Below are 23,541 nucleotides of genomic sequence, written 5' to 3'. Positions count from 1 at the left end.
CGCGCGGCTGGCCGGGATTGGCGTGCCGCATTGTATTGCCCCGCATGCGCGAGCGAGCGCGGCGGCAGTGACCCAGGCGCGCGTCAGGCCGCTGTCGGAAACTGCGCGTAAGATAGCGGCCCCACGCGACCCGGTGCCAGCGCCTCCCGGTACGGCCGTAGTCCGCGCAGCGATCGGTTTGTCATGTCTGTTCCTTCTGCACCCACGTCCGCGACGCCAGGCTTCGCCGCGGAAGTGCGCACCACCGGCCTGCTGGCCTTGCCGCTGGTGCTCGGCCACGTCTCCACCGGCCTGATCGGCTTCACCGACAACGTCATCGCCGGCCACCACGGCACTGCCACGCTGGCGGCGGTCACCATCGGGACCTCGCTGCTGTGGCTGCCGATGCTGGTGCCGATCGGCACGCTGATCTCGCTGACCGCTTCGGTCTCGCAATTGCTCGGCGCCGGGCGCGAGCGCGAGATCGGCCCGTTGTTTCGTCAGGCGTTGTGGCTGTCGCTGGGCTTGAGCGCATTGATGTTCGCGTTTCTGAGCGTGGTGCCGCCGCTGCTGCCCACCTTCGGCATTGCGCCGGACATCGTGCCGGGGGCCACCGACTTCCTGCATGCGGTGCGCTGGGGCGTGCCGGCGCTGACGTTCTATTTCTGCATGCGCTATCTCAGCGAAGGCATGCACTGGACGCTGCCGACCATGTTGCTGGGGTTTGGCGGGCTGCTGGTGCTGGCGCCGCTGGGCTATGCGCTCACCTACGGCAAATGGGGCCTGGCCGAGCATGGCGCCGAAGGGCTGGGCATGGCCTCGGCGATCACCATGTGGGTGCAGGCCGGTGTCTTTGCGCTGTACCTGTGGCGGGCGCGGCGCTTTGCGCACCTGGAACTGTTCACCCACCTGGAAGGGCCGCGTTGGCGCGCCATCGGTGATCTGTTGCGCACCGGCCTGCCGATCGGTATCACCGTGTTGATGGAAGGCGGCCTGTTCATCGTCACCGCCCTGTTGATCGGCCGGCTGGGCTCCACCGAAGCGGCCGCACACCAGATCGCCATCAACGTCGCGCAGCTGTGCTTCATGGTGCCGATGGGCGTGGCCGAAGCCACCACCGTGCGCGTCGGCCATGCGGTGGGCCGCGGCGACCCATTGGCGATACGGCGCGCCACCTGGGCCGGTTACGCCATCGTGCTGGGCACCCAGGCTTTGTCGGCCAGCGCGCTGCTGCTGGGCCATGACGCCATCGTTGGCGTCTATACCAACGATGCGGCAGTGGCCGCGCTGGCCTCGGTGTTGCTGCTGTTTGCCGCCACCTTCCAGTTCCCCGATGGCATCCAGGTGCTGTCGGCCGGCGCGCTGCGCGGGCTCAAGGACACCCGCGTACCCATGTTCCTGGCGATGGTGTCGTACTGGGGCGTGGGCATGCCGATCGGCGCCGGGCTCGGCCTGGGGCTGGGCTGGGGGCCGCAGGGCATGTGGATCGGGTTGATCCTGGGCCTGACCGTGGCGTCGGTCCTGATGGGCTTGCGCTTCCGCCATACCAGCCGGCGATTGACCGCCCGCGTGGCCCCCTGACTTTCAGCGCATGCCGCGCGCGCAGCGCAGCCGGTATGCTGCACACCATCATCTGTACGCAGCGTCTTTTCGACGGAGTTTTCCATGAACCACCCCGTGCGTCGCAATCCCATCGCCAGCTTCTTCGTCGGCCTGTGGGACGTGATGAATTTCACCCGGCGCCTGATCTTCAACCTGGTGTTCTTTGGCTTTCTGTTCCTGCTGTTGCTGCTGTTCGTGGTGGCGATCGCGCGCGGCGACGGCACCAAACCACTGGCCGAGCGCACCACCCTGGTGATCAACCCCGAAGGCACCCTGGTCGAGCAGTTCAGCGCCGACCCGGTGAGCCGGTCGTTGGCCAAGGCGGTGGGCGACAAGAGCGCCGAAGAAGTGCAGTTGCGCGACCTGGTGCGGGTGATCGAGGCGGCCGGCAAGGACCGCAAGATCGAGCGGGTGCTGTTGAACCTGGACAAGCTGCAGCCGGCCGGCTTCGCCTCGCAGCGCGAAGTGGCCGCCGCGCTGCAGAAACTGCGCGCCTCCGGCAAGCAGATTGTGGCCTTCAGCGAAAGCATGAGCCAGGGCCAGTACCTGCTGGCCGCGCAGGCCAACGAGGTCTATCTGGACCCGATGGGCAGCGTGCTGCTGGAAGGGCTTGGCCGCTATCGCCAGTATTTCCGCGAAGGCCTGCAGGACAAGCTCGGCGTGGACGTGCACCTGTTCCGTGTCGGCGAATACAAGTCTGCAGCCGAGCCGTACATCCTCGACGCGGCCTCGGCCGACGCCAAGGAAGCGGACCTGTTCTGGATGAACGATGTGTGGCAGCGCTATCTGGCCGATGTCGGCGCCGCGCGCAAGCTAACGCCCGCGCAGCTGGCCGCCGGCATCGACACCCTGCCGGAGGGCGTGGTGGCCGCCGGTGGCGACCTGGCCAAGTTCGCGCTGCAGCAGAAGCTGGTCGACGGGCTCAAGACCCGCGAAGACGTCGATGCCCTGCTGACCAAGCGCGGCGTGGCCGACAGCGATGCCGACAGCGGTTTCCGCAACATCGGCTACAACGATTACCTGAGCCAGTTGCAGGCGCAGCGCTCGCCGATGGACAGCCGTCCGCAGGTTGCGGTGGTGGTGGCCGCCGGCGAAATCAGTGGTGGCGAGCAGCCGGCCGGGCGCATCGGTGGCGAGTCCACCGCGGCGTTGCTGCGCCAGGCGCGCGACGACGACGAGGTCAAGGCGGTGGTGCTGCGGGTGGATTCGCCCGGCGGCGAAGTGTTCGCCTCCGAACAGATCCGCCGTGAAGTGGTCGCGCTCAAGCAGGCCGGCAAGCCGGTGGTGGTGTCGATGGGCGACCTGGCCGCGTCCGGCGGTTACTGGATCAGCATGAATGCCGATCGCATCTACGCCGATCCGTCGACCATCAGCGGCTCCATCGGCATCTTCGGCATGGTGCCCAACCTGACCCGCGCGCTGGACAAGATCGGCGTGCACACCGACGGCGTGGGTACCACGCGATTCGCCGGTGCGTTCGACATCACCCGTCCGTTGGACCCGGCGGCCGGCCAGGTGATCCAGGCCGTGATCAACAAGGGTTATGCCGACTTCACCGGCAAGGTGGCGCAGGCGCGTCACCAGTCGGTGGAGGCCATCGACAAGGTCGCGCGCGGTCGTGTGTGGAGCGGGGCGCAGGCCAAGCAACATGGCCTGGTGGATGCCTTCGGCGGCATGCAGGACGCAGTGGCCGATGCGGCCGACCGCGCCAAGCTGGGCCGTGGCAAGTTCCGCGTGCGCTATGTGGAAAAACCGGCGACGCCGTTTTCGCAGTTCATGAGCGGGTTCGCCGGCAGCCGCATGGGCGCGTGGATGCTGGGCGACTCGGGCATGGCACGTGCATTGCTGGCCCGCTCGTTGCCGGAAGTGGACACGCAGCTGCGCTTCGTCGAAAGCGCCGTGCACGACAGCAAGGCGGGCGGCACGCCGGTCAAGGCATTGGCCTACTGCTTCTGCGGGTTCTGAGCCGTCGCGCTTGGACAGCGATTGCTGTATCGACAACGCCGGCCTTGTGCCGGCGTTGTGGTTTCTACTGCGTGGCTGCGTCGATCGCCTTGCGCTGGTCTTCGGCGGCCTGATCGGTCGCGGCCTGCACTGCGTGCGCCTTGTTCAGCGGTTGCTGGATGTGGTCGCGCAAGGCGGTGGCCTGCGGTTCGGGTTTCTGTTCGGTGGGTGCGGGCTGCGGCCGCTGACAGGCGCCCAGCGATACCGCCAGGCAGGCTGCAAGCATCCAATGCGTCTTCATCGTCGTGACCTCGCTCGGGGTGGCGGTATCCTAACGCTCGGCCCACGCATGCGCGTCAACTGCGCTGCAGCGGCCGTTTCCCAGCGTCTTGAAGAGGATCACCCACGTGACAATGCATCGCTGGCGGCTGGATGGACAGACCGCGCTCATCACCGGCGCCAGTGCCGGCATCGGTCTGGCCATTGCGCGCGAGCTGCTGGGTTTTGGCGCGGATCTGCTGATGGTGGCGCGCGATGCCGATGCCTTGGCGCAGGCACGCGATGAACTGGCCGAGGAATTTCCCGAGCGCGAGCTGCATGGCCTGGCGGCCGACGTGGCCGACGATGAGGAGCGCCGCGCGATCCTGGACTGGGTGGAAGATCATGCCGACGGCCTGCATGTGCTGATCAACAACGCCGGCGGCAACATCACCCGCGCCGCGATCGACTACACCGAGGACGAGTGGCGCGGTATCTTCGAAACCAACGTGTTTTCGGCGTTCGAACTGTCGCGCTATGCGCATCCGTTGCTGACCCGGCACGCCGCCTCGGCCATCGTCAACGTCGGTAGCGTGTCCGGGATCACCCATGTGCGCAGCGGTGCGCCGTATGGCATGACCAAGGCTGCCCTGCAGCAGATGACGCGCAACCTGGCAGTGGAATGGGCCGAGGATGGCATCCGCGTCAATGCCGTCGCGCCGTGGTACATCCGCACGCGCCGCACCTCCGGGCCGTTAGCGGATCCGGATTACTACGAGCAGGTGATCGAGCGCACCCCGATGCGCCGCATCGGCGAACCCGAAGAAGTGGCCGCCGCAGTGGGCTTCTTATGCCTGCCGGCGGCCAGCTACATCACCGGGGAATGCATCGCGGTGGATGGCGGCTTTCTGCGCTACGGGTTCTGAGCACAGCGCCACGGCAGGGCGACGTTGCCGGTCGTTGCACTGGCGGGCGAGGGCACAGCGTCGCTGCGCGGCGTCGCGCTCTATGCGGCGCCCGGGTTCCGCCCGGCGGCAGTGCACATGGGGGCGATGGGGCACGTCGCGCAGTGCCTGGCCGGCGCATTCGAGCCCACCGCCTCGCGCCTGATCGAGATGCAGCGCGCGGACTACCTGGCAGCACCTGTCGATATATGCCGCTCAACGTTCGCTTCATCGATGCATTGCAGCCCATGATCGGAACAGCGCTGACGGCATCACGGCAGGATTGGCGCGGCCGTGGCCATCCCGCGCACGCCGCATCTGGTCGTAGCGCGGTTTGCGTAACGCATTGCAGCCGGTGATCAGGCCGCGCGCTCAGGGCGTGGCGGCGGGATTGGCGCAGCGGCTTTCATCCAGCACGCGCCGCATCTGGTCATAGCGCTGTTTGCGCTCGGCCGATTGCGCCTCATCGGAGAAGCGCCAGGTGGATTCGGCCTGCTCGGCACGTTTGCGCCAGGCCTCGCACAGGCTCTGGTCCGGCACCGGTGCGCAGCGGTCGGTGACCACTTCGCAGGCGCTGCCGCCACCGGTGGCCGGCCCGCCGGCCAGATTGGTGGTCTGCATCGGCAGGCAACGCGTGGCCGGTTCGCGGTCTTCGGTGAAGTAGCGTCCGTTATCGTGCGCGGTGCATTCGAACAGCGGCGGCGGTGGCAGTGTCGAGGTGGCGGTCGCTGCCGGTACTGGCGTGGTGGGAGGTGTCGCGGCTGGCGCGGCAGGCGCCGATGCAGCGGTTGGCGCAGCGGCGCGTGGCTGCGTGGCACGTGCAGGCGCACCGGTTGCCGCTCCGCCTGGCGCGAATGGCACTGCGGCCGGGGCTGTCATCAGCTTTTTCTGTTGCTGCATGCCTTTCGGGCACGGCATGTTCTGCACCGTGAGCGCGCCGGTGGGATCGGTGCAACGGTAGATGGCCACTTCCTGGGCGCTGGCGCCCCACACCCCGCCCAACAGCAGGCATACCACCAGGGTACGGTTCATGCGCCGCCGCAATCGCGTTGCTGACGCGCTTCGATGCCACGTTGTTCGCGGCTGAGGTCCTGGCGCTCGCTTTGCAGTGCGTTGTTGTACCGGCGGATCAGCTCCCAGCGGCGGTCTGCCAACCGCGCGCAGACTTCCTGTTCCGGCAGGGCGTGGCATTCGTCGCGGACCTGCACATTGCCGTAGGGCACGATCACGGTGCCGCCATAGTCGCCACCGTGGTATCCGCCCCGATAGCCACCTTGATAGCTGCCACCGCCAAAGCTGGCGCTGCCGCGCAGGCTGCCGCGTCCGGAACCACCCTGCACCGAGATTGCCGGGCGCGGGCTCACCGGTAGCGGCGGGCGCAGGGTGCCAGCGGGGGGCGGAGGCGGGGCGATGCCATTGCCCACATAGGCCGGCCCCCAGGTCGGCACCCAGCGCGGATTGCCTTCGGGGCTGTCGCTGGTATAGCGCTGGCCGTCTTCGGTGGTGCACTCGTACATCGGCTGCGGCGGTTGCACGGTCACGATGCGCACCTCGCGTGCGGGTGCGGCGGCGGCTGGGGCGGGCGCTTGAACGCGTGCCGGGCGTGGCGGCGGATCCTGCGGACGCTGCATGTCCAGCACCTGCTGGCGGCCGCCGCTGCACGGCGCATCCTGCAAGGCGACGGTACCGGTGCTGCTGACGCAGCGGTACACGCGCACGTTGGGGTCGGGCTTGCTGGCCGTGCTCGCTGCCGCTGCGGGCAGTGCGCAGGCCAGCAACACAAGAGTCAGGGGAGTACGCATGGCCTGAGTGTGCGCGCTCGGCGGCCGCGCCGCCAAGTGGCTGGCGGTCGCCTGCGACGCCGTCGCGCCGCGGCATGGCAGCGTCACTCAAGGCGATGAGCTTGCCTGGCTGGGCACTGCAGCAGGTGCCCGGGTGCTGCTTGTGGCGGAACCCGGCCGCTCCAGGAGACCGCTCGTTGATCGATACCCTGCCGAGAGCTCAGGGCCTGCCGCGCCGGGTCGTTACCGCGGACGTGCCGATCAGGCGCAGCTGGCTGGCTCCGTTGCATGCGGGCACAGCCGTCGAAGACCGAAGAGGGGCGTGGGGACCGAACACGGCGAGGACAGGCCTCCGGGCCAGGCGCGCGCCTGATGCAGACCTGCATGGCAGCGAGCAGCAACCGCCAGACGGGCGCTTTCAGTGGACCATGACGCCGGCTTGTTCGGCCGGCGGTGGCTCAGTCGCGCAGCACCTGGCCGGTCCGTGCGTCGCGGATCTGGGTGGGCTGCGCCTGCCCGCCGACATCGCCGGCCACCACGCCGTCGATGGTCGCCAGCAGGGCCGGGTCCAGGGCCTCGCGGCTGCGCGCGGGGGGCTCGCCTGCCAGGTTGGCGCTGGTGGACACCAGCGGGCCGCCCCAGGCCGCGCACAGCGCAGCCACCACCGGATGCGCGCTGATGCGCACGGCCAGCCCGTCGTGCGTGCCGGTGACCCAGCGCGGCGCGCGGGGCGTGACCGGCAGGATCCAGGTATGCGGGCCGGGCCAGCTGGCCAGCACGTCCTGCCGGCGCGCTGGCGCCAGCGCATCGAGATCGATCCAGTCGTACAGCCGCTCGATGGCGGACGCCACCACGATCACGCCCTTGTCGACGGGGCGCCGCTTGATCTCCAGCAGCCGCAGCACCGCCGCTTCCTGTGCCGGGTCGCAGCCCAGGCCCCAGACCGCTTCGGTCGGGTAGGCGATCACGCCGCCCCGTTGCAGGGTAGCGACTGCGCTGTCCGGGCTCAGCGTGTGGTCCATGCGCTGCCTCAGCCTGCCGCCTTGCTCACGGTTTTCTTGACCACGCGCTTGGCCGCTTTTTTGGCGGCGGTCTTCTTGGCCGGCGCTTTCTTCGCTGCCGTCTTGGTGGCGGTTTTCTTGACCGTGGTCTTCTTGGCGGCGTCCTTCGCTTCCTTGGCTGAATCCTTGACCGCATTCTTCTTCAGCGTGGCCTTCTTGGCGCCAAAGCCCTTGCGCACCGGCTTGCCGGTATCGGCCAGCAGTTGCTGCACCTCGGCGAGCGTCAACGACGACGGCTCGCGCTCCTTCGGGATTTTGCCATTGAGCTTGCCATCGCTGATGTACGGGCCGAAGCGGCCGTTGAGTACCTGGATGTCGCTGCCCTCGAATTCCTTGATCACGCGGTTGCGCGCGATCTCTTCCTTCTCTTCGATCAGGAATACCGCGCGTTCCAGATCGATGGTGTACGGGTCGTCCTCTTTCTTCAGCGAGGCGTACACGCTGCCACGGCGCGCAAACGGACCGAAACGGCCGATGCCGACGCTGACGTCTTGATCTTTGTCCTGGCCCAGCGCGCGCGGCATCTTGAACAGTTCCAGCGCATCCTCGATCGAGATCGAGTAGATGCTCTGCCCCGGACGCAGCGACGCGAACGTCGGCTTTTCTTCGTCTTCGACGGTGCCGATCTGCACCATCGGACCGAAGCGGCCGATGCGCGCACTCACCTCTTTGCCGCTGACCGGGTCGGTGCCGAGCACGCGCACGCTGCCGGCGTCGGTCTTGTCCAGCGAATCCTTCTTGTCTTCGACCAGTTCCTTGAACGGGCCCCAGAACTTCTCCATCAACGGGATCCATTCGGCTTCACCGCGCGACACCGCATCCAGATCGTCTTCCAGATTAGCGGTGAAGTCGTAATCCACGTAGCGGGTGAAGTGCCCGGACAGGAACTTGGACACCGCCCGGCCCACGTCGGTCGGGCGGAAGCTACGGCCTTCCATTTCCACGTACTTGCGGAACTGCAGGGTCTGGATGATCGAGGCGTAGGTGGACGGACGGCCGATGCCGTATTCCTCCAGCGCCTTGACCAGTGCCGCTTCGGTGAAGCGCGGCGGCGGCTGGGTGAAGTGCTGGTCGGTGACGATGCGGTCCAGCGGGATGTTGTCGCCGGCCTTCATCAGCGGCAGCTTGCGGCCTTCGTCCTCGTCCTCGCTGCTCTTGGTGTCCTTGCCTTCTTCGTAGACCGCCAGAAAGCCCGGCACCACCACGGTGGTGCCGCTGGCACGGAACACGTGCTCGCTGCCGGCCGACAGGTCCACGCTGACGGTGTTGAGCGTGGCCGGAATCATCTGGCAGGCCACCGCGCGGCGCCAGATCAATTCGTACAGGCGGCGCTCGTCGTCGGACAAAAAGCGCGCTACCTGGGCCGGTGTGCGCAACGCCGAGGTCGGGCGCACCGCTTCGTGGGCTTCCTGCGCGTTCTTGGATTTGGTGGTGTAGGCGTTGGGCTGGTCCGGCAGCGAGGCAGTGCCGAAATCGCGCGCGATCACATCGCGGATTTCCGCCAGTGCGTCCTGCGACAGGTTTACCGAGTCGGTACGCATATAGCTGATCAGGCCGACCGAGCCTTCATCGCCCAGCGCCACGCCTTCGTACAACTTCTGCGCCACCTGCATGGTCTTGCGGGTGGTGAAGCCGAGCTTGCGCGAAGCTTCCTGCTGCAGCGTGGACGTGGTGAACGGCGGGGCAGGGCGGCGCTTGCGCTCCTTGCTGGCCACGTCGGTCACATGCAGCACGCCTTGCGCGGCCTGCTGGATGCGCAGGCGCGCCGCTTCGGCGGTGTCGCCGTCGGTGACGGTGAACTGCTCGAACTTCTGTCCGTCCAGCTTGATCAGTCGCGCGTTGAACGCTTGCGAGGGATGCCGGCAGTGCGCATCGATGGACCAGTATTCGCGCGGGATGAAGGCTTCGATCTCTTCTTCGCGCTCGACGATCATGCGCAGGGCAGGCGACTGTACGCGGCCGGCAGAGAGCCCGCGCTGCACCTTGCGCCACAGCACCGGCGACAGGTTGAAGCCCACCAGATAGTCCAGCGCGCGACGGGCCTGCTGCGCATCCACCAGGTCGGCGGCGATCGCGCGCGGCTTGAGCATCGCTTCCTTGATCGCGCGCGGTGTGATCTCGGTGAACACCACCCGCTGCATCGGCTTGTCCTTGAGCAGGCCGCGCTCTTTCAGGATCTCGGCGATGTGCCAGCTGATCGCCTCGCCCTCGCGGTCCGGGTCGGTCGCCAGGAAGATGTCGTCGGCGCCCTTGGCGGCGCGCGCGATGGCCTCGACATGCTTCTCGTTCTTCTCGATCAGGTCGTAACGCATCGCAAAGCCGTTGTCCGGATCGACCGCGCCCTCCTTGGGGACGAGGTCGCGCACGTGCCCATACGAGGCCAGGACGGTGAAGTCCTTGCCGAGGTATTTATTGATCGTCTTGGCCTTGGCGGGCGATTCGACGATGAGCAGGTGCTTGGGCATGGTGGCAACTTCTTGGGGCAGAGCCCGGGGGGGCGGGTAGCGTGGCCTAATTGGCCGGTCGAGGGAAGCAGATCGGCCGTTTCCCACACGTTAACGCCCGGGGAGTACTCCCGGGCGTTCAGTCGTCTTATTAGAAAGATCACGGCGGACGCCGCCGTGTCAAGCGCCTGGCGCGGCGAACTGCTAGCTCTGGCTCATTCCGATGGTTGCCAACATGATCGCGACGACCACGATGGAGAGCACCAGCAGCACCGCATAAATGGCCAGCACCACGATCGTGACCGTGTCCAGGCCCCGCGACTGCAGCTCCGGGCGGTCGGTGAAGGCCCAGCGGTCCACCACCAAGGTGTCGCAGATCTTGTCGTGCGGGGTCTGTTTGCGCTGGGTCATGCCGGCCATGAAGGCCGCCACGATCGCGCCGATCCCCAAGGTCAGGACGCTGATCAGCATGTAGGCCAGGTACCGCAGCACGTTGCGCCAGAACCCGACCCGGCCACCGTTGCTGTCGGCACGCACCACCTTGATGCCACAGGCGAGCTTGCCCAGGCTGGCCTGCAACCGGCTGGACTGCATCCAGGCAAAGTACAGCGTGGGAATGGCCAGGCCGATGCCGTAGGACATCACCAGGATCGCAATGCCGAGCGCGCTACCGTCGTCCAGGGCCGAACCGGAGTCGCCGCGGGTGGTCATCAGCGCCACCACGAACACCAGCGGGATCACGATCAGGTACACCGCGAAGGTGGTGATCAGGCTGTCGAGGATGCTGGCGGCCACGCGCCGCCACAGGCCGGCGTAGACGACCGGCGCATCCTGCAGTGCACCGCTTGCCGCGGGCGCGGCGAGGGCCGGGTCACCCCAGGCGCCGGGAAGCGTCGTCGTCGCACTTGCCGGTGCGTTTCCGGGTGCCGAAGCCGCTCCGGCGGTCTCGCTCAGGCTCGGGCCCGAGGCTTGCGGTGGGGTAATGGCGTCTGCCGGCGGGGCAGACCATGCCGGCCGGCCCGGTGATGGGGCGTGGTCGCGTGGCGGGTGGTCTGGGGAATCGACCGAGGGAGATTGACCGGCAAGACCGGTGGCCACGGCGGCATCAGCGGCGGCGCTGCCGCTGGCGTCGGCAACGGCCGTCTGCGCGGGCGATGACGTGGCAGCGAGGTCATTGATCGGCCGGGCCGCGACGGGCGACGCCGTGCCAGGCACGCCGTCGGCGCTATCGGCGGCCGACAGCGGTGCATCGGTCGGTATTTCCACGCGCGGCGGCCCGACGGCCTCGGGCACCGCAGGCCCCGTGCCGTCGAGGCCCAGTTCGGCGGCGACCTCATGCAGGGCCACCCATTGCGGCAGGCCTTCGCGCCAGACCAGGCTGGAGCGGTCGATGATGCCCTGCGACAGGCGCGCGGCAAGCGTGTCCGTGTCCACCGGTCCCTGGCGTTGCCGCTGTGCGTCGGCGTAATACCACTGCGTCATGTCGTCCCCTTAACGTGTAGCCATTGGCGTGCTGCAGGCGGTCAGCCGCGGCAATGCGGCGGAAGTTGGGCGTCGTCGATCTCGGAACTGCAGTTCCAGCTCCCGGCATCCGCATCCAGATCCAGCCACAGCGCCTTGCCGTCGATTCTGGCCGACTTGGGCGCGTGGATGACCGCTTCGATGCCGCACTCGGTCGTCTCGAAACGGCCGATGCGCACGCTGCTCAAGCGCTCGCTCGCGTACTGCTCGGGTGGCTTGAAGCCAGCGTCGTCGTTGACCGGGCAGCGGCCTTCGCTCGCAAGAAATTCGGCGATCTGCGGCTTTAACGGTGCCAACTCGCCAATCGCCTCGGCCACCCTGGCGCGGTTGAGATAGTCGTTGTAGGCCGGGAACGCGATCGCGGCAAGGATACCGATCACGCCGACCACGACGAAGACGCCGGCCACCGCACCCAGCACTGCAATCAACGGCCAGCCAGTGGTATTGCCGCGTGGGTGCAGAGGCGGTGCGGGCGCATGAGTCGGCGGAGCGTGCGCCGCAGCGGGCGGCAATGGCGGCGGAACCGATGCCGCACGCACATCAGTGGAAATTGGCGGGCCAAGGGTGTCGGCACAGGCGGACAAGGGTAGCCACTGGTCCATCCCTTCGCGCCAGACCAAGGTATCCAGGGCGATCAGGTGATCGCGATACAGACCCAGCAAGGCGTCTTCGGCCACCGGCCCGTGCCGATGGCGATTGCCATCGGCGTAATACCAACTGCGCATCCCCGTTCCCCTGCACGCACGTCCGTGGCGGTTTCAAGGCTCAGTGTACGGGTTCAGGCTCGTCCAGGAACATCTGGGTTTCCATCCAGGCATAGGCCGCTTCAGCGCCGGGCTGGTTGAACAGCACCATCAGAACCACCCATTTGAGGTCGTCCAGGTCCAGCTCGTCCTGGTCCAGCGCCATGGCGCGGTCCAGCACCAGCTCGCGCTGATCGGCATCGAGAATGCGGTGTTGCTCGAGGAACAGCAGGAACCCACGGCAGTCCACATCGAGCTTGTCCAGCTCCGGCCCGTGATAGATCCGCACCGGCCCGTCGACATGCGGGCGCGCGACGCTGGGCCGCTGCTCGGAGAGCGCGTCCAGCCAATCGAAGGCCTTGCTGATTTCTGCGGGGCTGAAACCGGCCTGGATCAGGCCATTTTGTAGCGAGTCACGGTCACGGACCAGGTCCGCGTCTTCGCTGAAGTAATGTTCGAACAGGTACAGCAGTACATCGAGAATGCTCTCTTTCATTGCCCTCGGCCTGCGTCGCGCGACGCTGTGGAGGTGAAGAAACTAAGGATTGCGGGTATAGCGACCGTGCTCGGTGACCACGTCTCCCTCCAGTTCCATGATGAGCAGCATGGAGGACAGCGCGGCGGCCGTCAATCCGGTGCGCTGCACCAGGGAATCCATAGGGGTTGGGTCGTGGCCCAGCGCCTGCCACAAGCGCTGGTAGTCCGGGTCCGAGCGCACGGAAGTGGCGGTGCGCACTGGTCTGGCCTCCTGAGTGGGGGCGCTCAGGCGTTCGCGCAAGGCGCTGGCCAATTCGCCCGACAGCAGGCCCAGCCCGTCGATGACCTGGGCCGGTTCCTGCGCGAGCGTGGCGCCCTGGCGGATCAGGTGGTGGCAGCCGCGGGCGAGCGGGTTGTGCAGCGAGCCGGGCAGGGCGAACACCTCGCGGCCGGCTTCTGCCGCCAGGCGTGCGGTGATCAGGGCGCCGGAGCGCATCGCCGCTTCCACCACCAGCGTGCCCAGGGCCAGCCCGGCGATGATCCGGTTGCGGGCCGGAAAGTGCGCCGCCACCGGGCCGGTGCCCGGCAGGTATTCGCTGACCACCGCGCCACGTGCGGCGATGCGATCGCGCAAACCGTGGTGCCGCTCGGGATAGGCCACGTCGGTGCCGGTGCCGACCACTGCCACGGTGATGGCTTCGCGGTGGGCCAGCGCGGCCTCGTGTGCGATCGCGTCCACGCCTGCGGCCATGCCGCTGACGATGCTCAGCCCGGCGCCTGCCAGGCTGGAGGCGAACGCGCGGGTATGGTCGCGGCCGGCGGCGGTGGCCGAGCGGCTGCCCACCACGGCCACGCCCGGGTGCCAGAGCGCGTTGGGGTCGCCGTCCACGAACAGGGCCATGGGCGGATTGGCGATATGACGCAGCAGGGCCGGGTAGTCCGGATCGTGCCAGCCGATCAGGTGGTGCCCGGGCTGTGTGCACCAGTGCAGCGCCGCATCCAGCGCCTGCTGGTCGGGTGCGTGCAGGCGCTGCGATTGCACCTCGTCGCAGCCGGCGGAGCGCCACGCCTCGGGCCCGGCTGCCAGCATCTGGGCCGCCGACGCGAAGGTTGTCAGCAATGCCTTTCGCGGTGGGCTACGGCCGCCTGCCAGCAGCAGGATCAGCAGGGCGCGCAGGTCGGGAGCAGTCAGGGCCATGCATTCAGGCTAGGCCGCAAACGACGACGGCGCCCTCGGGCGCCGTCGCGTTGATGCATCGGAATTTTCGCTTACTGCGCGTCGGGATGCTTGACGAAATACCCCAGGCCGGTCGGCTTGACGCTTTCCATCACCAGCGCATAGCTGACCTTGTCGAAGGTGCGGAACACCATCGCGTGCGAGGCGTATTCGTCGGGCAGGCCGACGGTGGAGCCGGACGGGCCGCTGAAATCGTCATCGGTCCGCGAGAAGCGCGCGTGCTTGACGCGGTCGCTGACCGTGCGGCCCTTGCGCCAGATCGAGAACACGGTGCCGTTGTTGATGCCTTCGCGGGCGCCGCCGGAGATGGCGATCACGTCGCGGGTGCCGCCGACGATGAAGGCGTCGGAGATGGCCAGCACGCGCAGTTCGGTCTGCAGCGCCTGTTCGGACGGCGGGTGCGGGATGAACTGCAGATCGTAGGGCTGTGCTTCGACCGCGACGATGCGATCGCCGGCGCGCACTTCGCGGCCGCTGTCCTGCAACAGCAGGGTTGCCGCCTTGGAATTGCCGCCTGCCGCGCTGCGGGTGATGGTGCCGACGTTGACCTGCGCCAGCTCATAACCGAGGAACTCGCGGCGCTTGCTCGGCGCGATGAAGTTCTTCCAGATGTTGCCGGAGCCGGCGGTGATGTTGCCCGCCATGTCCAGGTCTTCGTTGTGCTTGGGCAGGCTGAACTTCACGGTGGGGCGAACCACCGCAAAGCGCTGGCCCGGCTGCGCGTTTTCCAGGCCGACCACGTAAGCGATCTGGCCGGTGGTGGCGCGCGTGCGGCCGCCTTCCAGGCCCACCACGTAGGGCAGCTGATCGAAGTCGTCGACCACGCGCAGGTTCTTCAGGAACGGCTCGACGTCGGCCAGCGGAATGGCGTTGATCGGTGCTTCCTGGCGCGGGCCGGGCTGGATGGTGCCTTTGCCGACGCGATCCAGATAGGCCAGGCTGATCACGTCGCCGGGATAGATCAGGTGCGGATTCTGGATCTGCGGATTGGCCTGCCAGATTTCCGGCCACAGCCATGGTTTTTGCAGGAAACGCCCGGCGATGTCCCACAAGGTATCGCCCTTGCGGACCACATAGGTATCTGGATGCTCGCCCACCGCTTGCGCGGCAGCGTAGGTCGCGACGGTCAGCATCGCCGCAGCGACGACCGTACGAAGTCGGTTCAACATGAGTGCCTTCTTGCCTGATTCCCCAACAGGTCCGCGCACTATAGTCCAGAAACCGGGGCGCCACGCAAGCATTGCGCTAGAATGACACCGTCTTGCCGGCGCCGCGCCGGTGTCCCAGACGGGTAACCCCATGGCTTTGCTCCCTATTCTCGAATTTCCCGATCCGCGGCTGCGTACCAAGGCCGTGCCGGTCGATGCGGCCGAGGTCACCAGCCCGGCGTTCCAGACCTTGCTCGACGACATGTTCCAGACCATGTACGAGGCGCCCGGCATCGGCCTGGCCGCCAGTCAGGTGGACGTGCACAAGCGCTTCATGGTGATCGACGTCAGCGAAGAGAAGAACGCCCCGCAGGTGTTCATCAATCCTGAAATCGCCACCCGCCAGGGCGAACAGGTGTACCAGGAAGGCTGCCTGTCGGTGCCGGGCATCTTCGCCGATGTCAGCCGCGCCGATGCGATCACCGTGCGTTACCTGGACCGCGACGGCAAGGCACAGGAGCTCAGCACCGACGGCCTGCTGGCGGTGTGCATCCAGCACGAGATGGACCACCTGGACGGCAAGCTGTTCGTGGACTATCTGTCTCCGCTCAAGCGCGAGATGGTGCGCAAGAAGCTGGCCAAACAGCGCAAGCATGTGGCTTGAGGGCTGGGATTCGGGATTGGGGATTGGTAAAGGCGGGTTTTTGCACGCCTGTGAGCCGGCTGGTTTCAAATCGTTGAGCGCTGATCTCGGTGCGATCTGAGGGCTATGCCGGCACATTGCCATTGCGGCAAGTCCCGGGGGGTTGGCCTTGAAACCTCGGGCGCGGATTCGTGACCGCCAAGCCGCTGCCTATTACGGGCTTCGAGTCCCGGATGCAATTCCCGCTTCTCAGCGCACCCGATCGATGATGGGGCACGCGGGCTCCGGCGCCGGTTTGCCAAATCTTCCAGCGTAAATCCCGCTCTGCGCCTTTCAGCTCCACGCTACTCCCGCCCCGGCCAGCACCCCCGCCGTTGCCAATCCCGAATCCCAAATCCCGAATCCCCGCCCTATGAGAATTATCTTCGCCGGTACACCGGACTTCGCTGTCGCCTCCTTGCGCGCGGCCGCGCAGCGGCATGAAGTGGTGGCGGTCTACACCCAGCCGGATCGGCCGGCCGGGCGCGGGCGCGGGCTGACCCCCTCACCAGTCAAGCTGGAAGCGATCGCGCGCGGCATCCCGGTCTACCAGCCGCAGACCCTGCGCTCGCCCGAGGCGCTGGCCACGCTGCGCGGGCTCGATGCGGACCTGATGGTGGTGGTGGCGTATGGGCTGATCCTGCCCAAGGCGGTACTGGCCGCGCCGACCCATGGCTGCTGGAACGTGCACGCCTCGCTGTTGCCGCGCTGGCGTGGCGCCGCGCCGATCCAGCGCGCCATCGAGGCCGGCGATACCGAAACCGGTGTGTGCCTGATGCAGATGGAAGCCGGCCTGGATACCGGCCCGGTGCTGTTGTCGCAACGTATCGAGATCGGCGAGCAGGAAACCGGCGGGCAGCTGCACGACCGCCTGGCTGCGCTGGGCGCGCAGGTGCTGGCCGACGGCCTGGGTCTGTTGCGCGCCGGCATCCGTCCGGTGGCGCAACCGCAGCCGGCCGAGGGCGTGACCTATGCGCACAAGCTGGACAAGGCGCAGGCGCGGCTGGACTGGGCGCAGCCGGCGCAGGAACTGGCGCGGCGCGTGCGCGCGTTCAACCCGTGGCCGGTGGCCGAGGCGGTCCTGGCCGGCGAGCGGGTGCGCCTGCATGGCGCGGTGGCGCTGGAGCTGGCGCATCAACAGCCGCCGGGCACCCTGCTGGCCGCCAGCAAGCAGGGTATCGACATCGCCTGCGGGCAGGGCGCGCTGCGGGTGCGCGTGTTGCAGCGTGAGGGCGGCAAGGCGATTACCGCCGCCGATTACCTCAACGCGCGCCGCGACCTGCCGGCGCTGCGCTGATGTCGGCCGATACGGTGGCGGCGGGCGTTGGCTCGCGCCTGGCTGCGGCGCGCGTGCTGACGGCGGTATTCGACCAGGGCCGCTCGTTGAAGGCCGAGCTGGCCGCCACCTTGCCCGGCGTGGCCGATCCACGTGATCGCGCGCTGGTGGAGGCGATCTGCTTTGCGGTCATTCGCCGGCGCCCGGCGTATGACGTGGCGTTGCGGCAATGGCTGGAACGTCCGTTGCCGCCCCGCGATGCCGAACTCAAGGCGTTGCTGATGGCCGGCTTTGCGCAACTCGATGTGCTGCAGCTGCCCGCGCATGCGGCGTTGTCGGCCACCGTGGAGGCGTGCCGCGCGCTGGGCCGGCCCCGTCAGGCCGGCATGGTCAACGCGATCTTGCGGCGCGCCCAGCGCGAAGGATTTCCGGCGGTGGCCGACGACGCCGGCTGGCCGTCGTGGCTGCGCAAGCAGTTGCGCGCGGACTGGGGCGAGCGTGCCGAAGCCGTTTTTACCGCCAGCGCGCAGATGGCGCCGATGTGGCTGCGGGTCCATCGCGGGCGCACCGACCCGGCCACCTATGTGGCACGTCTGACCGACGCGGGCATCGCCGCGCAGGCCGACCCGGTGCTGCCGGATGCGGTGCGCCTGTCCACGGCCGTGCCGGTCAGCCAGTTGCCCGGCTTTGCCCAAGGCGAGGTCTCGGTGCAGGACGGGTCGGCGCAGCAGGTGGCCGATGCGTTGCCGCTGGCGCCATCGGCGCGCGTGCTCGATGCCTGCGCCGCACCCGGTGGCAAGGCGGCGCATCTGCTGGAACGGCACCCGGCGCTGCAGCTCACCGCGCTGGACGTGGATGCGCGCCGCCTGGAGCGCGTGCAGCAGACCCTGCAGCGCACCGTGCCGACGGCGCAGGTGGCATTGCACGCGGCCGACGCGGCCGATACGGACGCATGGTGGGACGGCCAGCCGTTCGATGCGGTGCTGCTGGATGCGCCGTGTTCGGCTACCGGGGTGGTGCGCCGTCAGCCGGACGTGCTGCTGCATCGCCGGGCCGACGACATCGATGCGCTGTGTGCGCTGCAGGCACGCCTGCTGGATGCGAGCTGGCGTACCTTGCGGCCGGGCGGGCAACTGCTCTACACCACCTGCTCGCTGCTGGCGCGCGAAAACCAGGCGCAGATCGACGCCTTCATGCAGCGCACGCCCGATGCACAGGCACAGCCGCTGGGGGCGCAGTTCGGCCACGCGGCGGGGCCGGGGCGGCAGCGCTTCCCCGGCGAGCAGCACTGCGACGGGTTCTTCTACGCACGTTTGCTAAAAGCCTCCTGATCGCGCGCCGGTTCCGGCGCCCCCTCCCGCATCCCGCTGCTGCCCGCCATGCTCAAGACCCGTGCCTCGAAGGATTTCTGGCTGCTGGCCATCACCGCTGTGCTGGTGATCGGTGCCGGCCTCGGATTGCGTGACCCGTGGCCGTCGGACGAGCCACGCTTTGCCCTGGTCGCCAAGCAGATGGTGATGAGCGGGGACTGGCTGTTCCCGCACCGCGGCAACGAGTTGTACTCGGACAAGCCGCCCATGCTGATGTGGCTGCAGGCGCTGTTCTACACGCTGCTGGGCAACTGGCGGGTGGCGTTTCTGCTGCCGTCGCTGCTCGCGGCGCTGGGCACCCTGGCCTGCGTCTATGACCTGGGCCGGCGGTTGTGGACGCGGCGGGTGGGTGCTTACGCGGCGTGGATGCTGTTGTTCACGCTGCACTTCACCTTCCAGGCAAAGAAGGCGCAGATCGACCCGCTGGTGGTGTTATGGATCACCCTGGCCAATTACGGCTTGCTGCGGCATCTGCTGATGGGCCCGGCCTGGCGCTGGTGGACGCTGGGCTGGTTCGCCGCCGGGCTGGGGGTGATCACCAAGGGCGTGGGCATCATCGCGCTGCTGATGCTGATCCCGGCCGGGATTGCCGCAGCGCGCGGCTGGCCGGGCGTGCGCGTGCATGTGCGCGACCGCCGCTTCTGGCTCGGGCCGCTGTTCTTCTTCGTGGCGATCTTGCTGTGGTTCGTGCCCATGATGGTCACCGCGCTGACTGCCGGCCAGCCCGAATACCGCGTGTATCTCAACGACATCCTGCTGCGCCAGACCGCCAAGCGCTACGCCAGCTCCTGGGACCATGCGCAGCCGGTGTGGTACCACCTGCAGAGCATGGCCACGATGTGGCTGCCGACCATCCTGCTGCTGCCGTGGGCGGTGCCGGCGTGGCGGCGGCGGTTGCGGCGACGCGATGCGCGTTATCTGCTGCCGCTGGCGTGGTGGCTGCTGGTGCTGGTGTTCTTCACCATTCCCAGCGGCAAGCGCGATGTCTACATCCTGCCGGCGCTGCCGATGTTCTGCCTGGCGCTGGCGCCGTTGGCAGCGGGGCTGCTGCGCCGGGCCGGCGTGCAGCGGCTGTTGTTCGGCTTCGTGGTGCTGCTGACGGTGGCCTTTGCTGCGGGTGGGGCGGCGATGCTGATCGGGCATCCGGGGTTCGAGCAGAAGATCATGGACAGCCGCGGTGTCGGCAGCGAAGCGACCGACCCGCTGGGCTGGCTGCTGCTGGCAGTCGGCGGTTGGGGCGTGGCCAGCCTGCTGCTGTTGCGCGTGCGCCGCTCCGCGCTGGCGGCCGCCTCGCTGCTGGGCGCGTGGTGGGTGGCGTTCGGGTTGGTCTGCTACCCCGTCTTCAACGACTCCAGTTCGGCCGGTTCGGTGATGCGCGAGGTTGGCCGGCGCATCGGCCCGGACGCACAGCTCGGCCTGGTGGCCTGGAAGGAGCAGAACCTGCTGATGGCCGACCGCCCGGCACAGACCTTCGGCTTCAAGGTGCCGTGGGAAGAACAGCTGCGCCGCGGCGTGGCCTGGCAGGCCGCGCAACCGGGCCAGCGCTGGCTGATGGTGCAGGAGACCGCCTTGCTGGGCTGCGTGGATCGCAGCCGCAGCCAACTGGTCGGCGTGGCCAATCGCCGCCGCTGGTGGCTGGTGCCGGCCGATGCGGTGCAGGGCGACTGCGTGGCCAGCTCCACCGAGAAGGCGGTCGAAGAAAAGGAGCAGGGCAACCTGGACGTCGAGTGAGGCGCGCATGCCCGCGGCCCGTGCGGCAGGCGCTGCGTCAATGCGCGCGCCGGTGCCCGTCTAGCAGGGATTCATGCGCCGCATCGTTAGCTTGGCCGGCGTCGCTGACGCCCCCTGCCTGTTCCACCTCCCTTTTGCTGCCGATCTGTCGATGACTTCCTTGCACACCCCGCCTGCCTCGCGTGACATCACTGCGCCCGTCGTATCACGGGCGGGGGTGGGGATGGCCGAGCTGGGCGTGTTTGCGCTCACCGCCCTGGTGGTGAGCATGCCCAGCGGCCTGTTGCCGTTCGGCCTGTGCCTGCTGCTTGGGTCGTTGCTGGGGTGGCGCAGCCTGCGGGGCGGCATCGCCGCGCGTGATGTGACCTTGCGTACGCTGGGATGGCTGACGGTGGCGGTGATTGCGATGTCGCTGCTGTCGATCGCCTTGTTCGAGCATGGCCTGCGCGATGTAGGCAACCGTTCGCGCTTTCTGGTACTGCCGTGGGCGGCGTTGTGGGCCTATGCCTTGCAGCCGCGCCAGATCTGGCTGTGGCGCGGCGCGCTGGCCGGCTTGGCGGCGGCCATGGTGATCGCGATCGTGCAGGTGATGCGTGGCGCCGACCGCGCCGAAGGCTTCACCAACGCCATTGTCTTTGCCGACATCGCAATGATGCTGCTGGTGGTGGTGGCGTTCTGCCGGCCCACCGGCGCCGTGCGCTGGCTGGTGGGCGCGGCCATCGCCACGGTGGTGGTGATCGTACTCAGCGGCAGTCGCGGGGTCTGGCTGGCCTTGCTGGCAACCGTGGGCGTCCTGATCTGGGGCGCGCCCTGGCACAGCGCACGCATACGCCTGCTCACCTTCGTCGGCGGGGCGGTCGTGGCCGTGGGTGTGATCGCCAGCGTGCCCGCCTTGACCGACCAGATGCGCGTGGGAGAGTTGCAGCGCGATCTGCAGCGTTATGAGGTCGGCGACAGCGATTCGTCGGCCGGTGCGCGCATCGAACGCCTGCACGTGGCCTGGGACACCTTGCGTGCGCATCCGCTCGCCGGCGTCGGCGTTGGCCGTTTCGACGATGCGATGCATGAGTTGCCGGCGTGCGCAGCCGACAACGCCCTGTTTCGTTGCCATCTGGGCCATGCGCACAACGACCTGGCCGAGTGGGGCGCCACCCAGGGCGTGCCCGGGTTGCTGTTGCTGATTGCGGTCTACGGCGTGCCGCTGTGGCTGTTCGTGCGCCTGCATCGGCGCAGTGGGCAGGTGCAGTTCCGCGGACCAGCCGCGGCCGGGGTGATGTTCGTGATCAGCTACGTGATGTGCGGGCTGACCCAGTCGATGTTCGCGCACCAGGTGGCGGCCAGTTTCTATACCGCGATGGTGGGCGTGCTGGCGGGGCTGGCAGCGCGCCAGGCGCAGCAGGCCGCGCCGGGATTGCAGGTCACCCGTAACGGGGTGTGATCCGGCAGCGCCCGCGCACTCAGTCGCCGCGCGGTTCCGCTGCGCGTGGCGGGTCCTGCACCGGCTGCTGGTGCTGCAACAGCCACAGCATGATGGTCTTCTGGCGCACGTAGTTGGCGCGCACATAAGCGTAGATCAGCCCGTGCCAGCCGTCGCGGAAGCCGCCGCGCAGCAGATAGCCGCGCCAGAAGCGCCACGCCGGCGCCAGCACCAGCTTGCTCCAGGTGGCGCGCTTGCCGCGCGCGTAATCGTGCTCGGCCATCATCTGTGCGTAGCGCTGGGTCTTGGACAGCTGCTGCATCAAGGAGCGATAGGGGTAGTGGATCAGGTCGCCGGGCAACGTGATCACTGCACCATCCACGCTGGCCGCCTCGTGGATCTCGCGCTTGCCGCGCCAGCCGCCGCGGCGTCGGTCGAACAGGCGCAGCACCCGGTCCGGATACGCGTTGCCATGCCGCAGGAAGCGGCCGAAATAGTCCGACAGCCGCGCGAAGCGGTAACCGGCAGCAGCAGGAAACCCGGCATCGCGTGCGGCGATGATCGATGCGCGCAAGCGCTCGCTGATGCGCTCGTCCGCATCCAGGCACAGCACCCAGTCGTGGCTGGCCTGCTGCACGCAATACGCCTTCTGGCTGCGGTAGCCATCGAAGGCGCGTTGCACCACGCGCGCACCGTGCGCGCCGGCAATGGCCGCAGTGGCATCGGTGGAGCCGGAATCCACCACCACGATCTCATCGCAGAACGCCAGCGAGGTCAGACAGTCGCGTAGGCGATCGGCCTCGTTGAACGCGATAATGCAGGCGCTGATGCGAGGCCGTTCGTCGGGTGCGGTCGAAGAGGACATGTGATGGCCGATTACCTGCTGTTCGCAACGGAGCGTTACGCGTTGCCTATTCTGGCGCCATTGGCGCAGGCATTACAGGCCCGCGGCGACACCGTGGCGGCCTGGTACGAAGGCGGTGCCCGCGGGCTGGTGCTGCCGGGGGTGCGTGAGGTCGGACTGCGCGATGCGCTGGCCTTGCGCCCGCGCGCGGTGTTCAGCGCGGCCAACTGGGTGCCGCCATTCATCGCCGGTGCCAAGGTGCAGCTGTTCCATGGCTTCAACGTGCAGAAACGCGAAGACAACCGCGGCCACTTCCGTGTGCGCGGGCTGTTCGATCTGTATTGCACGCAAGGCCCCGCCACCACCGCGCCGTTTCGCGCACTGGCCGAGCGCGAAGGGCATTTTGCCGTGGCCGAAACTGGCTGGCCCAAGCTCGACCCGGTGTTCCGCGACGATGGCGGGCACAGCGCCGCGCTGCGTGCGCCGGCCAATGGCCGCCCTGTGCTGCTGTTCGGTTCCACCTTCACCGAGCGCCTCAGCGCAGCACCGGTGCTCTACGAGGAGATCGCCGCCGACATCGTGCGCGGTGCGCACTACTGGCTGCTCACCCTGCATCCCAAATGCGCGCCGGAGCTGTTCGACCGCTATCGCGCGCTGGCCGGTGCGAACGCGCGGTTCGTCGAGCCCGAAGAGGTGATTGCCGCGCAGCGTGCGGCCGATGTGCTGGTGTCCGATACCTCGTCGATCGTGTCCGAGTTCGTGGTGCAGCACAAACCGGTGGTGACCTTCCGCAACCGCGTGCCGCAGCCGCATATGCTGAACTTCCAGCAGCCCGGGCAATTGCCGCAGCAGCTGGCGCGCGCGTTGGCGCCGGATGCGGCGCTGCGCAGTGCGCTGGCCAGTTATGCCGATGCGATCCATCCGTACCGCGACGGGCAATCGTCAGAGCGGGTGATTGCAGCGACCGAGGACTTCATCGCTGGCAAGCTCGGTCCACTGCGGCGCAAGCCGCTGGGCGCAGTGTGGCGCGGCCTGCAGATCCGCCGCGAGCTCGGATACTGGGGCCCGGCGCAACGCTGATC

General features: G+C 68.0%; 21 protein-coding genes. 10 read left to right on the top strand and 11 right to left on the bottom strand.

Features of this window, described 5'->3' with window-relative positions; translation table 11 throughout:
• Positions 1-183 precede the first annotated feature (183 nt).
• Together RZV17_RS17900 and sppA are read left to right on the top strand one after the other, a co-directional pair.
• Positions 184-1,560, top strand: a complete 1,377-nt coding sequence (locus RZV17_RS17900) for an MATE family efflux transporter (protein WP_047694641.1) — start codon at positions 184-186, stop codon at positions 1,558-1,560.
• Between the two features lie 84 nt (positions 1,561-1,644).
• Positions 1,645-3,546, top strand: coding sequence for a signal peptide peptidase SppA (gene sppA, locus RZV17_RS17895; protein WP_104581298.1), 1,902 nt, complete (start codon positions 1,645-1,647; stop codon positions 3,544-3,546).
• 64 nt (positions 3,547-3,610) lie between these two features.
• Here sppA and RZV17_RS17890 read toward each other — a convergent pair whose 3' ends face one another.
• The gene (locus tag RZV17_RS17890) at positions 3,611-3,826 is read right to left on the bottom strand and encodes a hypothetical protein (protein WP_039414920.1); all 216 of its coding nucleotides are present in this window, start codon (positions 3,824-3,826) and stop codon (positions 3,611-3,613) included.
• Between the two features lie 106 nt (positions 3,827-3,932).
• On the opposite strand from RZV17_RS17890, the gene RZV17_RS17885 reads away from it, so the two are divergent.
• Together RZV17_RS17885 and RZV17_RS17880 are read left to right on the top strand one after the other, a co-directional pair.
• On the top strand, positions 3,933-4,709 hold the full coding sequence (locus tag RZV17_RS17885) for an SDR family oxidoreductase (RefSeq protein ID WP_047694792.1): 777 nt from the start codon (positions 3,933-3,935) through the stop codon (positions 4,707-4,709).
• Positions 4,710-4,733: 24 nt separating this feature from the next.
• The gene (locus tag RZV17_RS17880; RefSeq protein WP_355605396.1) at positions 4,734-4,979 is read left to right on the top strand and encodes a hypothetical protein; all 246 of its coding nucleotides are present in this window, start codon (positions 4,734-4,736) and stop codon (positions 4,977-4,979) included.
• A 120-nt stretch (positions 4,980-5,099) separates the two neighbouring features.
• Here RZV17_RS17880 and RZV17_RS17875 read toward each other — a convergent pair whose 3' ends face one another.
• From RZV17_RS17875 to RZV17_RS17835, 9 genes are all read right to left on the bottom strand, one after another.
• The gene (locus RZV17_RS17875; protein ID WP_355605393.1) at positions 5,100-5,759 is read right to left on the bottom strand and encodes a DUF4124 domain-containing protein; all 660 of its coding nucleotides are present in this window, start codon (positions 5,757-5,759) and stop codon (positions 5,100-5,102) included.
• A complete protein-coding gene (locus RZV17_RS17870; protein ID WP_355605390.1) occupies positions 5,756-6,529 on the bottom strand; it encodes a DUF4124 domain-containing protein in 774 nt (257 codons plus the stop codon). Before RZV17_RS17870 ends, RZV17_RS17875 begins: the two co-directional genes overlap by 4 nt.
• A gap of 437 nt (positions 6,530-6,966) precedes the next feature.
• Positions 6,967-7,530, bottom strand: a complete 564-nt coding sequence (locus RZV17_RS17865; RefSeq protein ID WP_355605387.1) for a Sua5/YciO/YrdC/YwlC family protein — start codon at positions 7,528-7,530, stop codon at positions 6,967-6,969.
• An 8-nt stretch (positions 7,531-7,538) separates the two neighbouring features.
• The gene (locus tag RZV17_RS17860; protein WP_047694650.1) at positions 7,539-10,034 is read right to left on the bottom strand and encodes a DNA topoisomerase I; all 2,496 of its coding nucleotides are present in this window, start codon (positions 10,032-10,034) and stop codon (positions 7,539-7,541) included.
• Positions 10,035-10,217: 183 nt separating this feature from the next.
• Positions 10,218-11,495 carry an RDD family protein gene (locus RZV17_RS17855; RefSeq protein ID WP_355605384.1) on the bottom strand — a complete coding sequence of 426 codons (1,278 nt, stop codon included), beginning with the start codon at positions 11,493-11,495 and terminating at the stop codon, positions 10,218-10,220.
• A 41-nt stretch (positions 11,496-11,536) separates the two neighbouring features.
• A complete protein-coding gene (locus tag RZV17_RS17850; protein WP_179456361.1) occupies positions 11,537-12,259 on the bottom strand; it encodes a pilin in 723 nt (240 codons plus the stop codon).
• A gap of 40 nt (positions 12,260-12,299) precedes the next feature.
• Positions 12,300-12,773 (bottom strand): DUF494 family protein, encoded by a 474-nt coding sequence (locus RZV17_RS17845; RefSeq protein ID WP_003484452.1) that lies wholly within the window; start codon positions 12,771-12,773, stop codon positions 12,300-12,302.
• A gap of 42 nt (positions 12,774-12,815) precedes the next feature.
• Positions 12,816-13,952 carry a DNA-processing protein DprA gene (gene dprA, locus RZV17_RS17840; RefSeq protein ID WP_166752323.1) on the bottom strand — a complete coding sequence of 379 codons (1,137 nt, stop codon included), beginning with the start codon at positions 13,950-13,952 and terminating at the stop codon, positions 12,816-12,818.
• 71 nt (positions 13,953-14,023) lie between these two features.
• Positions 14,024-15,160, bottom strand: coding sequence for a LysM peptidoglycan-binding domain-containing protein (locus RZV17_RS17835; protein ID WP_166752322.1), 1,137 nt, complete (start codon positions 15,158-15,160; stop codon positions 14,024-14,026).
• A gap of 130 nt (positions 15,161-15,290) precedes the next feature.
• Between RZV17_RS17835 and def the strand changes: the two genes are divergently transcribed.
• The 5 genes from def (at position 15,291) to RZV17_RS17810 (ending at position 21,636) form a co-directional block, all read left to right on the top strand.
• Entirely contained in the window at positions 15,291-15,803 is a 513-nt protein-coding gene (def, locus tag RZV17_RS17830; RefSeq protein ID WP_047694659.1) for a peptide deformylase, read from the top strand.
• 391 nt (positions 15,804-16,194) lie between these two features.
• Positions 16,195-17,118: a methionyl-tRNA formyltransferase gene (fmt, locus tag RZV17_RS17825; protein ID WP_179456365.1), complete on the top strand. Its 924-nt coding sequence runs from the start codon at positions 16,195-16,197 to the stop codon at positions 17,116-17,118.
• Positions 17,118-18,428, top strand: coding sequence for a 16S rRNA (cytosine(967)-C(5))-methyltransferase RsmB (gene rsmB / locus RZV17_RS17820; RefSeq protein WP_355605378.1), 1,311 nt, complete (start codon positions 17,118-17,120; stop codon positions 18,426-18,428). The genes fmt and rsmB overlap by 1 nt, the downstream gene beginning before the upstream one ends.
• A gap of 48 nt (positions 18,429-18,476) precedes the next feature.
• On the top strand, positions 18,477-20,198 hold the full coding sequence (locus tag RZV17_RS17815; RefSeq protein WP_355605375.1) for a glycosyltransferase family 39 protein: 1,722 nt from the start codon (positions 18,477-18,479) through the stop codon (positions 20,196-20,198).
• A gap of 151 nt (positions 20,199-20,349) precedes the next feature.
• Entirely contained in the window at positions 20,350-21,636 is a 1,287-nt protein-coding gene (locus RZV17_RS17810; RefSeq protein WP_355605372.1) for an O-antigen ligase, read from the top strand.
• A 19-nt stretch (positions 21,637-21,655) separates the two neighbouring features.
• Here the strand turns inward: RZV17_RS17810 and RZV17_RS17805 are convergent, their stop codons facing one another.
• Entirely contained in the window at positions 21,656-22,480 is an 825-nt protein-coding gene (locus tag RZV17_RS17805) for a glycosyltransferase family 2 protein (protein ID WP_166749416.1), read from the bottom strand.
• Between RZV17_RS17805 and RZV17_RS17800 the strand changes: the two genes are divergently transcribed.
• On the top strand, positions 22,481-23,539 hold the full coding sequence (locus tag RZV17_RS17800) for a CDP-glycerol glycerophosphotransferase family protein (RefSeq protein WP_355605368.1): 1,059 nt from the start codon (positions 22,481-22,483) through the stop codon (positions 23,537-23,539).
• Positions 23,540-23,541 lie beyond the last annotated feature (2 nt).

Source organism: Xanthomonas cannabis (assembly GCF_040616535.1).
Taxonomy (GTDB): Bacteria; Pseudomonadota; Gammaproteobacteria; order Xanthomonadales; family Xanthomonadaceae; genus Xanthomonas; species Xanthomonas cannabis.
Note: the sequence above shows the minus strand (reverse complement) of the source record. Positions and strands in the feature narration are given on the sequence as shown.